Raw genomic sequence first — 13270 nt, 5'->3', positions numbered from 1 at the left:
CGTCCCTAGACTGTGGGTCATGGACGAGCCGCGGATGCGTTATCACTCCCGACTGTGGGTGCGACCCGAGAATCTGAATGCGAACGGGACGCTCTTCGGGGGGCATCTGCTCTCCTGGATCGACGAGCAGGTGGCGCTCTACTCGATCGTCCAGCTGGGCAATGAGCGCGTCGTGACCAAGTACATGTCCGAGATCAACTTCGTGTCGTCGGCGTGGCAGGGCGACATCATCGAGCTGGGGATCTTCCCGGTGAAGTTCGGGCGGACCTCCCTGACGCTGCGCTGCAACGTCCGCAACATGGTGACGCGCGAATCGATCATCACCGTCGACAAGATCGTGATGGTTTCCCTGGACGACCAGGGCCGGCCACTGGAGCACGGTTACTCCGACATCACCTACGCCCGGGACCGGATCCCGCACCGAATGAAGCCCATCCCCCGGCCCGAGCCGCACGTGCCGGAGCGGATCTCCGCCGCGCACGAACCGCTGCACGACCTGGACGGCTGACACCCGCGCCGGCCCGGACGGCATCGACGGTCGACGACGTACTACCTGTACCGTAGTCGTATGTCGATGCACACGGCCGCACATCCGGGCGTCGTCCGGACGCTCCACCACGATGCCGGGGAGCGACCCCACGTCCTGGTCTGGGAGGTGACCCGGGCCTGCCAGCTCGCCTGTCGGCACTGCCGGGCGGACGCCTTCCCCCGACCCGATCCTCGCCAGTTGACGACGGCCGAGGGCAAGGCGTTGCTGGACGATTTCGCCGCCTACGGGACGCCGCGACCGATCGTCATCCTGTCGGGTGGCGACGCGTTCGAACGCCCCGATCTCGAGGAACTCATCGCGTACGGCACCTCCATCGGCCTGCCGATCGCCCTGTCCCCCTCGGTCACGCCGTTGCTGACCGACGAGCGGCTGGCTTCGGTCCGCCGGGCCGGGGTCAAGGCCTTCTCGCTGTCCCTGGACGGCGCGACCGCGGCGACCCACGACGCGTTCCGCGGCATCGACGGCACCTTCGACGCGACGGTCGAGGCGGCGAAGCTGGTGGTCAGGCACGGCTTCCGGTTCCAGGTGAACACGACGATCTGCCGCAACAACCTGCACGAACTGCCCGAGATCGTCCGGACCGTGATGGACATGGGGGCGCACCTGTGGTACCTGCTCTTCCTGGTGCCGATGGGGCGGGGCTCCGACCTCGAGGGTCTCTCCCCCGCGGAGATGGAGGACGTCATGCACTGGCTGCACGACATCTCCGACCGGATCGCGATCAAGACCACCGAGGGGCAGACCTATCGGCGGGTCGCCATCCAGCGTGACGACGCGCTCGAGGCGGGCCTACCGCTCCCGGCGACCGGCCCGCTGCACGCGCGGCTGATGGAGCGCACCGTCGAACTGCTCGGCGCCGGCGGTGACCGCCGACCGCCCCGCCCCGCCATCGGGGTGAACTCCGGCAACGGCTTCGCCTTCATCGACCACATCGGTGACGTGTACCCGAGCGGCTTCCTCCCGTTCGACTGCGGCAACGTACGCGACCGGCCGTTCCACAAGATCTATGCCGAGGCGCCGATGATGCAGGCGCTGCGCAGGCCGTCGGAATACGCCGGCAAGTGCGGGGTGTGCGAGTTCAACTGGATCTGCGGCGGCTCGCGGGCGCGTGCCTACGCGATGCTGGGTGACCCGCTCGCCTCCGACCCGACCTGCGCGTACGCCCCGGCCGCCTGGACCGGCGAAGCTGACGCCGGGACCGCCGCCGGGCAGGAGTAGCCCCTCTGCCTCGGTGCTGCCCCGGTGGCGCACCGTCTCAGGAGATGCGCCGCCGGGGGCGTACGCGAGCTCCCCGCTCGGAGCCGACGAGCGAACCTGAGCGCCCCCGGGACCTGGAGATCCTGGCCGTGATCAGTTGATGCCGGCACGCCGGGTCAGGGACCGTATCAGGGCAATCAGTCCCACTGCGCCGGTGACCACTGCCGCCACTGTGCCCGCGGTCAGGTTGACGACCTGGCCGATCGGGTCGAACCCGGGCTGGACGATCAGCCCTCGGTAGGTGTCCAGGGCGAGGTAGGCGACCAGGCCCGGCACCACGATGGTGCCGAAGAAGCCGACGAGGCCGCCCGATCGGGTGGCGACGAGGATCGTAGACAGCACCACCGCCGTGATGAGGCTGAGGATGATGTAGTAGGCGGTCCAGATGGTGAAGTTGAGCAGGTCGAACTGACGAGGCAGCCCCGGAAGCGCCGTGTCGTAAGAGCCGCCTACGAGATCGCCGATCTCGTAGGCGAGGATGGCGGGGATCAGGAAGGCCAGGCCGCGGCGAACGGACATCCGGAAATTCCGGCCGGTCAGACAGGCTGCATATGCTGCGAGCAGCCAGCACCAAGCGGACCCCAAGACTTTCGATACATATTCTTGGCCCGGGCCGAAACCATGGTTGATCGCCGAGGTGAGCGCTCCGAAGACGATCCCTGTGACCGCAAGGGCCACTGGAACTGCAATCGCCCGCAGATCGGATCCGTTCTGTCTCTGCTGCATTCTCCAACTTCCTCTGAAATGAGTGGGCCACTCATAGGAGCACCCCATTCGGTTGACCCATATCTGATGATCGGTGCATCGGAAAGCCTGGCGAAAAAAAGAACGCCACCGCTGGACGGTCGCTTCGACCAGTACAACCCGACAGGAGGCTGTCACTCGCGCCGCAACCTCGCCAGGAATCCGTCGCACCCTCCGGAAGCCACACCCAACGATCCACAGATTCGCCACATCAAGGCCGAATTAATCACCAGCACATCAATCATCAGCCAATTTTATTCGGAAATATCTCCTTAAACTTCGCAACCGCTTCACTTTCACCGTCCACCAGATGTTCAAAGTATCCACGGTCCTTCTTCAGGATACGCAGTAGTTCCACTTTGCATGAAACAGTTCCGGAGAAGCCTGGAACATGCCTGCTCGTCGCCCAACCGTCCCTCCTTTGATCTACAGTTCGAAAGAGTTTCCCAGGCCACTCCATCGGAAAATTTGGGAACATGTCATCAATAATACAGAAAGATGTCCTGCCGAATATCGACTTTGATTCTATGATGACTTCATATTTCCTTTCTTTACCCAATGCCTTTATGGGAACATTTGTTCCTCTTGTTTCGATGTAATCTTCTACAGGCTGCACCAGCATGTATCTCCTACTTGAAATCAATCTGACATGCGGTCATCGGGCGAGTTCAACCGGTCGGTGCAACACGGGGTTGTTGAAGTGAGCGTAGCTGCTCGTTGAACACCTCGGCCGGGGCTTTCCAGCCGAGGGTCTTGCGGGGTCTGTTGTTAGCCCGGATCATTCATGGGACGGTGGGTCCGCCGACTGGTAGATGCAGAGGAGTGCCTGTCCACTAGGGGAAACTTGGGTTTGCGACGACTCAAGATCTCCCAGCGGAAGGCACTCCGTAGGTGAAGGGTACTGGATGGTCCACCGGCCTGACGGTCTCCGGCGATGGTGTGGGCGTGGTGGCCCATGCGGGCAGCATCGCGCTACGGCTGTTGACGGACCGGACCGGTCTGACCCGGGCCCTGTCGATGGCGATGGCGAGGCGGTCGTTCCTGCCCGTTCATGACCGGGGCCGAGTGCTGGCCGATGTGGCGGTGATGCTGGCCGATGGCGGGGAGGCGATCGCTGACATCGATGTACTGCGTCACCAGTCCGGGGTGCTGGGGCCGGTGGCCTCACCGGCGACGGTGTGGCGGGCACTGGACGAGATCACCGCGGGCCGGCGCAAGAAGATCCAGGCCGCTCGGGCCAGGGTCCGTCGCCAGGTGTGGTCCCAGCTCGAGAGGGTGCCGGCGAGCCGGGTAGCGGGAGCCGACCTGGGCGAGGTGGTGGTGTTGGACGTGGATGCGACCGTCGTGATCGCTCACAGCGAGAAGGAGCAGGCGGCGCCGACGTTCAAGCGGACGTTCGGGTTCCATCCGATCGGTGTCTGGTGCGACAACACCACCGAGTTCCTCGCCGCCAAGCTGCGTCCCGGCAACGCCGGCTCGAACACTGCCGTCGACCACATCGAGGTGCTGACCGAGGCGATCGCTCAGGTCCCCGCCGCCCGTCGCAAGCGACTGCTGGTGCGATCCGACGGGGCCGGCGCCTCCCACGCCCTGCTGGACTGGCTCACCGCCCAGGGACAGGTCCGCGGCCGTCAGCTGGAGTACTCGGTCGGGTTCGCACTCACCGGTCAGGTCCAGGACGCCATCACCCTGCTGCCTGACCAGGCGTGGTCGTCGGCGCTGGATGCCGACGGGGCCATCCGGGAGGGCGGGGACGTGGCCGAGCTGACCGGACTGTTGGATCTGTCGGGGTGGCCGGACCGGATGCGGGTGATCGTGCGCCGCGAGCGCCCGCACCCGGGGGCGCAGCTGTCGTTGTTCGAGACCCATGACGGGTGGCGCTACCAGGCGTTCGTCACCAACACCGGTAGCGGTCAGCTCGCGTTCCTGGAGGCGCGTCACCGCGCCCATGCCCGGGTCGAGGACCGGATCCGTCATGCCAAGGACTCCGGCCTGGGGCGCTTCCCGTCCAGGGAGTTCGGTATCAACCAGGCCTGGCTGGTACTGGTCCAGATCGCTGCGGACCTGATCGCCTGGACCCGCCTGCTTGCTCTCACCGGCGAGGCCGCCGCGCTGGCCGGCTGCGAGCCGAAAGCGTTGCGCTACCGGCTGCTGCACGTCCCGGCCCGACTCACTCACGGCGCCCGACGACGCCACCTACGGATCCCGGAAACCTGGCCATGGGCCGGCGCTGTCGTGGCCGTGTTCGCGAAGATCAGCGCGATCCCACAATCTGCCTGACCACGAGCAACCACGACACGAGGACCCCGGAGAACCGCAGCCCGGCAGCGCCAGCCGGCCCTTCACCATGCCCCCACACCACACCGACCACCGGCGGGGACGACGACATCGCATGACCTCGCCTCACCGACACTCATGAAAGACCGGGGTTAGTGCCAGGGCGACGGCTTCGAGGTCGTCGGCGGACCACCGGGACAGGTCGGTGCCTTGGGGAAGTACTGGCGCAGTAGGCCGTTGATGTTTTCGGTCGCGCCCCCACAGTGCCATCCGAAGTGGGATCATGACCAGGCCGACGTGTTTGCTGGTGTGGGCGTGCCAGGCCACGATGCGTTGGGAGTACACGTCGAGGATGAACGCGACATACACCCAGCCCGCCCACGTGCGGACGTAGGTGAAGTCGGTCACCCCGGTGTGATCCGGGCGCGGCGCAGTGAAGTCCCGATTCAGCAGATCCCCGGCACGGATCCCATCTTTGGCCGGATGGCCGTGCGGATCGCCTTGGCGCGGGGGATCCCGGACACGTCCCAGGGCCCGCATCGCCCGGTCCACCGCGCCACGGGACGCGTCGGCGATCGTAGTGCGGCGGATCAACGCAGTCATCTTCTTACGCCCGTACAAGCCCTCCGGGGTCATCCTCCGCATCGATCTCGGCCTGCACAACCCACCGCCGCAACAACTCCGCCCCCACGCCCTCCTGACAGGCGACGGCCGCGATCACCTTCGCCATCGACGGATACTCCGCCCGATGCTCCAGCACCAGCCTCACAGCCCGCTCACGCACCTCAGGATCAATCTTCTTCGGCAGAACGCCATCCTTCCAACTCGAAAGGAAGCGGCATCAAACCCGGGACGGTTCAGGTGCTGGTGACCTGCCCGTACGCCGGATTCGCATACTGCGTCGTGCTCGTGACGTTGCCCGCCTGAGCGTCGTAGCCGGTCGCACTGGTGGTCAGGCCGTAGCCGGGCCTGATGTACTGCGCAACATCAGCCGTCTCCGTCCCCCGGCAGGCGTCATATAAAGAGTGAAATCCGCATCAGCGCGCCGCGGCGGTGTCAAGTACATGCATGTAAAGCCAAATGGATCAACCGTGCCAGATCCTCGAATTCATAGGCCTCATATTTCACATCAAAGCTATCTGTGAAAATGGAGGCCAGTATATCGGATATATCCATTGTGGAAACTCTGCCTGCGACGCTTCGGCGGAGCACTTCATCGACAAGCAGGCGAGCCTCACCATCATACTCGTCGCGGGGGTACTCCGGACAAGTCTCACCCAATATCCCATTGTAAAGGATTTCAGACACCATCTTTACGCAGCCGCCTACAGTCTCCACCGCTTCTTCACCTTCCTTACATAGGTGATTATCTTATTTTGACTATTTATTGCAAAAGTTGTATGCCGCGTGGAACGTACGTATGACCACCTTCGCTTATCGTCAACCCTCAAGCCCTCATATCTCCCAAAACGTCGAGCAATTAAGGCATGCACCCTCGAACCGCCCCTTTCAGAAACCTTTTCCAGAGCGTTTTTAGTGAATCTCCTGTTTACAGCGCGGCTGAGACTGCCTCCGACCCTTCCAATTCCAGATCGGGTCAAGGCGCCACTGACTGCCCCACCAGTCATAGCCCGAAGCATCCCGCTCGAAGTAACTTTGCCCCGCACGCTCACGGCATAGACAGCTCCACCAAGAGCCGCCCCAAATAATGCACCAGCGACGACTGCACAATCGATCCCCATGGTTGCTCCACAAACTGCGCCAACCGCAACACCCACCAGGATCCCTTGCCAGTTGTCTTTGACGAAGTTCTTGGTGGCGTTCCAGACACTGCCCCAGCCGAAATTCCCGTCGAGGTCAAGACATTGACGGGGTCGTTGGTGACTGCTAGGTGTACAGACCAGACAAGTTCAGTGTGACGCCACGAGCTGATCTGTCTGATCTGTGACATGAAGGGAGTGTCTCCCGAGGTTGGCTGGAACAGACTGGAACTGCTCAAGGTATCTGCTCACCAAGAAAGCCCCCTCCTGCTTCCAGCGCTAACGCAGCACTGACCTCCGAGGGCCCCGGGCCGCCGCAGCGACGAGGTGCAGCGACCTGTCCTGACCGGACGATGGTGCGCCAGGTGGGGCTTGAACCCACGACCGACGGATTATGAGTCCGCTGCTCTGACCGGCTGAGCTACTGGCACGTCCCCACGATTCTAGGGGGTCGAGGACGGCGTCCCGGCGGCCTCCAGCCGATCGGCCAGCGCGGTCAGCCACTCGGCCATCCCGTCGGTCCCGGCCAGGATGATGTCCGCGCGCTGCGCGAGCGGACTGTCCTCGCCGGGCATCCGGGGGAAGACCAGCACCGGCGTGCAGCCCCGGTCCCGGAGCGCGGCCACGGCGTCGTACGCGGCGATGTCGCCCAGGTCGTCGCCCGCATAGACGAAGATCGCGGGATCGAGCCGGGCCGCCAGGGCCCGCACCGCATCCCCCTTGTCGAAGCCGCCCGCCCGGATCTCCAGCACGTTCTTGCCCGGCTCCAACTGCAGCCCGTACTCCGCGGCGAGTGCCTGCACCGGGCCGGCCAGGTCCGCGAAGGCCCCCTCCGGGTCGGCCAGCCGCCGGGTGTGCACCGCGACCGCCCGTCCCTTGTCCTCGAGCCAGGCGTCGGGGTGGCCGGCACGGGCCAGCAGGGCCGGCAGGGCCGCCTTCACCGACACGATCGCGGCGGGCACCGGCGGCGCGACGACCTCACCGCTGGCCGCCGCCCACACCTCGATGCCGTACTGGCCCATCACGACCAGGTGCTCCAGGCCCGCACCGGCGGCCAGCCCGCCCAGTTCGATCGCCTTGGCCACGGGCCGGCCGGTGACCACCGCAACCTGCAGCAGATGCGGCGCGATCCGCCGCAGTGCGGCGATCGAGGCCGGATGGGCGTACGCCCGGTCGGGGTCGGGAACGATCGGCGAGAGCGTGCCGTCGAAGTCGAGAGCGAGGACCGTACGGTCCGGGGCAGCGAGCACCGCGTCCAGCTTGTCCATGGGCCCCACTGTGGCACGGGATAGATTGGGGGCACAGACGGGAGGTTGATCGCACATGTCAGAAGAAGCACCGCAGTACGATCAGGCCGATTTCGTCGTCGTCGCGAACCGGCTCCCGGTCGACCGGACGACCGACGCTGACGGCACCACATCATGGCGTACATCACCCGGCGGTCTGGTCACCGCCATGGAGCCGGTCATGCAGGAGCGGCACGGCGCCTGGGTCGGCTGGGTCGGCGCGCCCGACGAGACGCTCGACCCGTTCGACTACGACAGCTACCACCTCGTCCCGGTGCCGCTCAGCGCCGCGGAGATCGAGGACTACTACGAGGGCTTCTCCAACGGCACCCTGTGGCCGCTGTACCACGACGTGGTGGCCAAGCCGGAGTACCACCGGGAGTGGTGGGACGCGTACCACGCCGTCAACGAGCGGTTCGCCGAGGCAGCGGCGCAGGTGGCCGCGCCGGGGGCCACCGTCTGGGTGCAGGACTACCAGCTCCAGTTGGTGCCGCAGATGCTCCGCCGGCGCCGACCGGACCTGCGGATCGGGTTCTTCCTGCACATCCCGTTCCCCCCGGTCGAGCTGTTCCAGCAGCTGCCCTGGCGCCGGCAGATCATCGAGGGTCTGCTCGGGGCCGACATCATCGGGTTCCAGACCCCCGGCGGGGCGCAGAACTTCACCCGGATCTGCCGGCACCGGATGAAGATGGAGACCCACCGCGAGGTCGTCACCCTGCCCAGCGGACGCTCCACCCGGGCGAAGGCGTATCCGATCTCCATCGACGCCAAGGGGTTCGAGGCCCTCGCCCGCTCCCGGCCGGTGCAGGACCGGGCCCGCGAGCTGCGTCACGAGCTGGGCGACCCGGAGGTGCTCTTCCTCGGCGTCGACCGGCTGGACTACACCAAGGGCATCTACCACCGGCTGCGGGCCTACGGCGAGCTGCTCGCCGAGGGCGTCATCGATCCGCGCAAGGCCGCCTTCCTGCAGGTGGCCACCCCGTCGCGGGAGCGGGTCGAGGAGTACAAGCGGCTGCGCGACGAGGTCAACATGCTCGTCGGGCGGATCAACGGCGACCTGGGCGACCTGCGCCGCCCGGCGATCACCTACCTGCACACCTCCGTCCCCCGGACCGAGATGGCCGCCATGTACACGACCGCGGACGTGTGCGTGGTGACCCCGCTGCGGGACGGGATGAACCTGGTCTGCAAGGAGTACGTGGCCTGCCGCAGCGGCACCGACGGGGCGCTGGTGCTCAGCGAGTTCGCCGGCGCGGCGGGTGAGCTGCGGCAGGCGTACATGATCAACCCGTACGACATCAACAGCATGAAACACGGGATGACCCTGGCGATGAACGACACCGTCCAGAACAAGCGCCGACGGATGCGCGCCCTGCGCCGGCAGGTCTTCACCCACGACATCGAGGCCTGGGCCGCGTCGTTCCTCGACGATCTGGCCGCGGTGCCGGCCCCGCAGACGACCTCGACGGACCCCCAGGCATGAAGTGGCGACGCGAGACGCTCCCCGCACAGGTGCGTCGGGCCGCCGCCGAAGCGCTGGTGGCCTCCGCCGGAGTGTCGGAGCAGAGCGGCCCGCTGGGTCCGGACGGCACGGTCAGCCCGGTGGGCCCGGACGGCACGCGGATGCTGGCCTGGGGACGGCGCGGTGAGCACTATGCGCTCGGCTTCCCCGGCCACCTCGTGTACGACGACGGCACCGGCTGGCAGGTGCTGGCCTGGCACCGCATCGTCCGCGGCGGCTGGGACAAGGACGAGCGCCGCCTGACCTGGATCGACTACGACGGTGGTCGGGGCGCGCTGCCCCTCGAGGAGCCGGGCAGCCTGCCCGAGCTGTTCAGGGAACGGGTCGAGGCCAGCATCATGGTCCGCCGCCAGGTGCCGGTGCCCGGTACGAAGAACGGCGTGATCGTCGTGGGACGCCGCGTCCTCGGCACCGGCGGGGCCGTGCTCGAGTGGCATGCCTCACTCAACAAGGGCACCCGCTGGTCCGACCCCGGTGCGCGGGAGGCCGCGGAAGCCGCGCTCGCCGAGCTGAAGGCCGACTATGACCCGTACGGTGGGTGAACGCCGTGGGGGGACGACTGAGCACCTCGCCGGTCACCGGGTGCATCGTCGATGAACGACCCGTACGCGGGTAACGACCCTGCGGCGGACGGCCTCGATTTGGTGCCTCGGGCATCCGATGCTAATGTTCTTTCTCGGCGCCAGCGCCTGCAGGTGCCTGATCCTCCGTAGCTCAATTGGCAGAGCATTCGACTGTTAATCGAAGGGTTACTGGTTCGAGTCCAGTCGGGGGAGCCACGAAAACACGCTCTGACAAGGGTGAACACCCTGTCGGGGCGTTCTTCGTTTCCAGCGCGCGCAACCTACGCGCAGCGTCGGGAACGACGAACAGGAGCGGATCAGCACCGGCCACCGAGCCCGACCCGCCCACGCCACCGAGCCGGGCGGTCAGCGCCCCGCCAGGCAGACCTCGCGCAGGTGGGCCAGGGCCGCCTCCTCGGTGGCCCGGACCCGTTTCACCGGCAGCCCCAGCGCGGCCGCAGTGGCGACCTGGGTCCTGGCGGCGTCATCGACCAGGCCGTACCGGTGGGCCAGCACGGCCTGCTGCTCGCGGCTGAGCCCCCGCCAGCCCTGGACCAGCTCCTCGCGGCCGGGACCGTCGTCGGGGTCGGTCGTGTCGTCGCGCCACCAGGTCGCCTCCAGCTCCTCGTCCCCATGGATGGACGCGGTGCTCACCACCTGCTCGCCTGCGGCCGCGGCCGCCCGCAGACGCCGGACCGGGATCCGGATGCCGCCCCGTTCGAGCCGACGGGCCTCGGCGATGCGGTGCCGGACGTACGGCACGGCCCAGGTCGAGAACCGCGTCCCCCTGGCCCAGTCGAAGGTCTCGAGCGCCTCCGCCAGACCGAGACATCCCTCCTGGACCAGGTCGTCCCGCTCCGCGACCGAGGGGCCGGCGTCACGGCGGACGAGGTGCACCACCAGTCCGATGTTGGCGGCCAGGAAGCGGGCGCGGGCCCGAGTGCCCAGGTCGACCACGGCCCGGAGCTCGTCCGGCCCGGCCTGCAGGCACGGCCCGCCGGCGTCGAGCAGATGGCGGGCGATCACCCCGGCCTCGATCGCGCGGGCCAGGTCGCGTTCCTCGTCGGCGGAGAGTCGTGGTTCGTCGGTGCGCAGGTAGCTCATGGCCCCAGCCTCCGGCCGTGCCCGGCGTGTCGTCCCCGCTCGACCGTCGGCTGTGGACGGATCGGGCCGGGCCCATTCCCCCTGTGGACGGATCAGTCCGGCAGGACCACTCAGTCCGGCACGGCCACCGATCGCGCCTGCAGGTCCTTGCGGGCCGTCTCCCAGGCCAGCAGGTCGGTGAACATCTGCCGGTGCTCCTCGGCGTGCTCGAGCGGGTTGGTGCGCTGCATCCGGCCCTTGAGGGTGGCGATCGCCTCGTTCACCCGCTGCAGCTGCAGCCGGGCCGCGTACGCGTCGGCATAGAGAGGATCCGGATCACGCAACAGCGGCTCGACCGACAGGGCGATCAGCACCTGCTCGGCGTTGGCGTCGTCGCAGCCCTCCCGGATCAGCTGCATCCAGGTGGTCGTGTCGAAGCCCTCCGGCAGCACCCCGGCCGGCTCCCCGTACATCGCGAACACCAGGCGCGCGGTCTGGGCGATCCGCCGATAGGCCGGGTGCACGAAATCGTCCGACTCCAGCCCGCCCCAGTCGACGCTGAACGTCCACGGCACCTGGACCAGCAACTGGACCGTGCCCCGCTCGATCACCAGCGCCGGGTCGCGCGGGTCGGGCAGCGGCAGCAGCGTCGCCGCCGCGGGGGCCGGCTGGAGCTGGTCGGCGCCGACCGCCGGCTCGGCGGGGCCGGCATCGCGCGCCCCGCCGCGGCCGCCCTGCTGGGCCCGGCCGCCCTGCTGGGCCCTACCGCCGGGGCTGCCCTGGTCACCGCGGCCACCCCGAGCGCCCTGCCCGCCGCGTTCGGCCCGGGCGACCTCCCGGCGGACCTCCTCGACGTCCATCCCGAGCAGCCCGGCCAGCTCGTGGACGTACGCCGCCACCAGGGAACGGTCCCGGATGGCGGCGACCAGCGGGGCCGCGGCCCGCAGCGCCGCCAGCCGCCCGTCGGCGCGATCCAGGTCGTACTCGGCGATCACGTTGTCCATCACGAAGCGGTACAGCGGCACCCGGCGGCCGATCAGCTCCCGCACCGCCGCATCACCCTCGTTGATCCGCAGGTCGCACGGGTCCCAGCCGTGCGGCTCCACCGCGACGTACGTCTGGGTGATGAAATTCTCGTCGCCCCGGAAGACCTTCAGCGCCGCTGCCTGCCCGGCCGCATCGCCGTCGAAGGTGAAGACCACCTCGCCCTGGGTGGCCGAGGTCTGACCGATCAACCGCTGCAGGATCCGGGCGTGGTCGTCGCCGAACGCCGTGCCGCAGGACGCGACCGCGGTGTCGACCCCGGACAGGTGCGCCGCCATCACATCGGTGTAGCCCTCCACGACCACCGCCTGGGACTTCTTCGCGATCGGCTGGCGGGCCAGGTCGAGGCCGTACAGCACGTGCGACTTCTTGTAGACGGTGGTCTCGGGGGTGTTGATGTACTTCGCCGGCAACCGGTCGTCGTCGAACAGCCGCCGGCCCCCGAACCCGAGCACCACGCCGCCGGCGTCGCGGATCGGCCAGATCAGGCGGCCCTGGAAGAAGTCCCAGCCGCCGTTCTCCCGGACCAGGCCGGCCCGCACCAGTTCCTCGTCGCGGAACCCCCGCTGCCGCAGGAAGCTGTGCAGGTCGCGGCCGCCGCGCGGCGCGAAGCCGATCCCGAAATGCTCGGCCGCCTGCCGATCGAAGCCGCGGCCGTCGAGGAAACGCCGCCCCTCGAGCGCGTCCGGGGTGGTCAGCTGGTGGGCGAAGAACTCCGCCGCGAGCCGGTTCGCCTCGGTGAGTCGGCGCCGATTGCCGGAGTCGGAGGTGCGGCCACCGTCGTCGACGTAGCGGAGCTGCACGTTGAACTGGTCGGCCAGCCGCTCGACCGCCTCGACGAAGGACAGGTTCTCCTTCTTCTGCAGGAAGGTGATGGCGTCCCCGCCCTCGCCGCAGCCGAAGCAGTAGTAGAGCCCGCGCGCGGGGGTCACCTGGAAGCTCGGGGTCTTCTCGTCGTGGAAGGGACACAACCCCTTGAGCGACCCGGCGCCGGCACGCCGCAGCGTCACGTACGGACTCACCACGTCATCGATCCGGGCGCGCTCCCGCACCAGGGCGATATCCTCCTCATTGATCCGGCCTGCCACAAGGTGTCAGTGTACGTGGCCGGTCCACCGCCGCCGTTCTCAAGCAGCGCACAGGAAACCATCAGCTTCCTTGAATCAGCGGCGAACATGGTGGTC

11 protein-coding genes, 2 tRNA genes and 1 pseudogene are annotated in these 13270 nt (G+C 67.6%); 6 read left to right on the top strand and 8 right to left on the bottom strand.

From position 1 onward, the window contains the following. The first annotated feature begins 19 nt into the window (after positions 1-19). Together VB059_RS04745 and VB059_RS04740 are read left to right on the top strand one after the other, a co-directional pair. Positions 20-508, top strand: a complete 489-nt coding sequence (locus tag VB059_RS04745) for an acyl-CoA thioesterase (RefSeq protein ID WP_323420874.1) — start codon at positions 20-22, stop codon at positions 506-508. Between the two features lie 60 nt (positions 509-568). Further along, positions 569-1768, top strand: a complete 1200-nt coding sequence (locus VB059_RS04740; RefSeq protein WP_323420873.1) for a TIGR04053 family radical SAM/SPASM domain-containing protein — start codon at positions 569-571, stop codon at positions 1766-1768. Positions 1769-1900: 132 nt separating this feature from the next. Here the strand turns inward: VB059_RS04740 and VB059_RS04735 are convergent, their stop codons facing one another. Both VB059_RS04735 and VB059_RS04730 read right to left on the bottom strand, forming a co-directional pair. Next, positions 1901-2533, bottom strand: a complete 633-nt coding sequence (locus VB059_RS04735; RefSeq protein WP_323420872.1) for a hypothetical protein — start codon at positions 2531-2533, stop codon at positions 1901-1903. Between the two features lie 262 nt (positions 2534-2795). Next, entirely contained in the window at positions 2796-3173 is a 378-nt protein-coding gene (locus VB059_RS04730) for a hypothetical protein (protein WP_323420871.1), read from the bottom strand. A gap of 269 nt (positions 3174-3442) precedes the next feature. Between VB059_RS04730 and VB059_RS04725 the strand changes: the two genes are divergently transcribed. Then, the gene (locus VB059_RS04725) at positions 3443-4831 is read left to right on the top strand and encodes an IS1380 family transposase (RefSeq protein WP_323420870.1); all 1389 of its coding nucleotides are present in this window, start codon (positions 3443-3445) and stop codon (positions 4829-4831) included. 243 nt (positions 4832-5074) lie between these two features. Here the strand turns inward: VB059_RS04725 and VB059_RS04720 are convergent. From VB059_RS04720 to otsB, 4 genes and pseudogenes are all read right to left on the bottom strand, one after another. Then, a pseudogene (locus VB059_RS04720) lies at positions 5075-5636 on the bottom strand (transposase); the annotation flags it as partial. A gap of 248 nt (positions 5637-5884) precedes the next feature. Next, positions 5885-6166 carry a hypothetical protein gene (locus VB059_RS04715; protein ID WP_323420869.1) on the bottom strand — a complete coding sequence of 94 codons (282 nt, stop codon included), beginning with the start codon at positions 6164-6166 and terminating at the stop codon, positions 5885-5887. 776 nt (positions 6167-6942) lie between these two features. Further along, positions 6943-7019, bottom strand: a tRNA-Ile gene (locus tag VB059_RS04710). A gap of 12 nt (positions 7020-7031) precedes the next feature. Next, complete coding sequence (gene otsB, locus VB059_RS04705) at positions 7032-7856, bottom strand: trehalose-phosphatase (RefSeq protein ID WP_323420868.1); 825 nt, start codon at positions 7854-7856, stop codon at positions 7032-7034. A gap of 55 nt (positions 7857-7911) precedes the next feature. Here otsB and VB059_RS04700 point away from each other — a divergent pair, with 55 nt between their 5' ends. The 3 genes from VB059_RS04700 to VB059_RS04690 all read left to right on the top strand — a co-directional run bounded on the left by VB059_RS04700 (position 7912) and on the right by VB059_RS04690 (position 10175). Further along, a complete protein-coding gene (locus VB059_RS04700; RefSeq protein WP_323420867.1) occupies positions 7912-9357 on the top strand; it encodes a trehalose-6-phosphate synthase in 1446 nt (481 codons plus the stop codon). Next, positions 9354-9938 (top strand): hypothetical protein, encoded by a 585-nt coding sequence (locus VB059_RS04695; RefSeq protein ID WP_323420866.1) that lies wholly within the window; start codon positions 9354-9356, stop codon positions 9936-9938. Before VB059_RS04700 ends, VB059_RS04695 begins: the two co-directional genes overlap by 4 nt. A gap of 161 nt (positions 9939-10099) precedes the next feature. Next, a tRNA-Asn gene (locus VB059_RS04690) sits at positions 10100-10175 on the top strand. Positions 10176-10325: 150 nt separating this feature from the next. On the opposite strand, the gene VB059_RS04685 is transcribed toward VB059_RS04690, so the two are convergent. Both VB059_RS04685 and dnaG read right to left on the bottom strand, forming a co-directional pair. Then, positions 10326-11063: a sigma-70 family RNA polymerase sigma factor gene (locus VB059_RS04685; protein ID WP_323420865.1), complete on the bottom strand. Its 738-nt coding sequence runs from the start codon at positions 11061-11063 to the stop codon at positions 10326-10328. A gap of 110 nt (positions 11064-11173) precedes the next feature. Next, positions 11174-13174, bottom strand: coding sequence for a DNA primase (gene dnaG, locus VB059_RS04680; protein ID WP_323420864.1), 2001 nt, complete (start codon positions 13172-13174; stop codon positions 11174-11176). Positions 13175-13270: the final 96 nt, after the last annotated feature.

Origin of the sequence: Raineyella sp. (assembly GCF_034933565.1) — a bacterium.
Taxonomy (GTDB): domain Bacteria; phylum Actinomycetota; class Actinomycetes; order Propionibacteriales; family Propionibacteriaceae; genus Raineyella.
Note: the sequence above shows the minus strand (reverse complement) of the source record. Positions and strands in the feature narration are given on the sequence as shown.

Coding starts and splice junctions, on each gene's coding strand:
- VB059_RS04745 (WP_323420874.1), top strand. CDS start 20: ATGGACGAGCCGCGGATGCGTTATCACTCCCGACTGTGGGTGCGACCC.
- VB059_RS04740 (WP_323420873.1), top strand. CDS start 569: ATGTCGATGCACACGGCCGCACATCCGGGCGTCGTCCGGACGCTCCAC.
- VB059_RS04735 (WP_323420872.1), bottom strand. CDS start 2,533: ATGCAGCAGAGACAGAACGGATCCGATCTGCGGGCGATTGCAGTTCCA.
- VB059_RS04730 (WP_323420871.1), bottom strand. CDS start 3,173: ATGCTGGTGCAGCCTGTAGAAGATTACATCGAAACAAGAGGAACAAAT.
- otsB (WP_323420868.1), bottom strand. CDS start 7,856: ATGGACAAGCTGGACGCGGTGCTCGCTGCCCCGGACCGTACGGTCCTC.
- VB059_RS04700 (WP_323420867.1), top strand. CDS start 7,912: ATGTCAGAAGAAGCACCGCAGTACGATCAGGCCGATTTCGTCGTCGTC.
- VB059_RS04695 (WP_323420866.1), top strand. CDS start 9,354: ATGAAGTGGCGACGCGAGACGCTCCCCGCACAGGTGCGTCGGGCCGCC.
- VB059_RS04685 (WP_323420865.1), bottom strand. CDS start 11,063: ATGAGCTACCTGCGCACCGACGAACCACGACTCTCCGCCGACGAGGAA.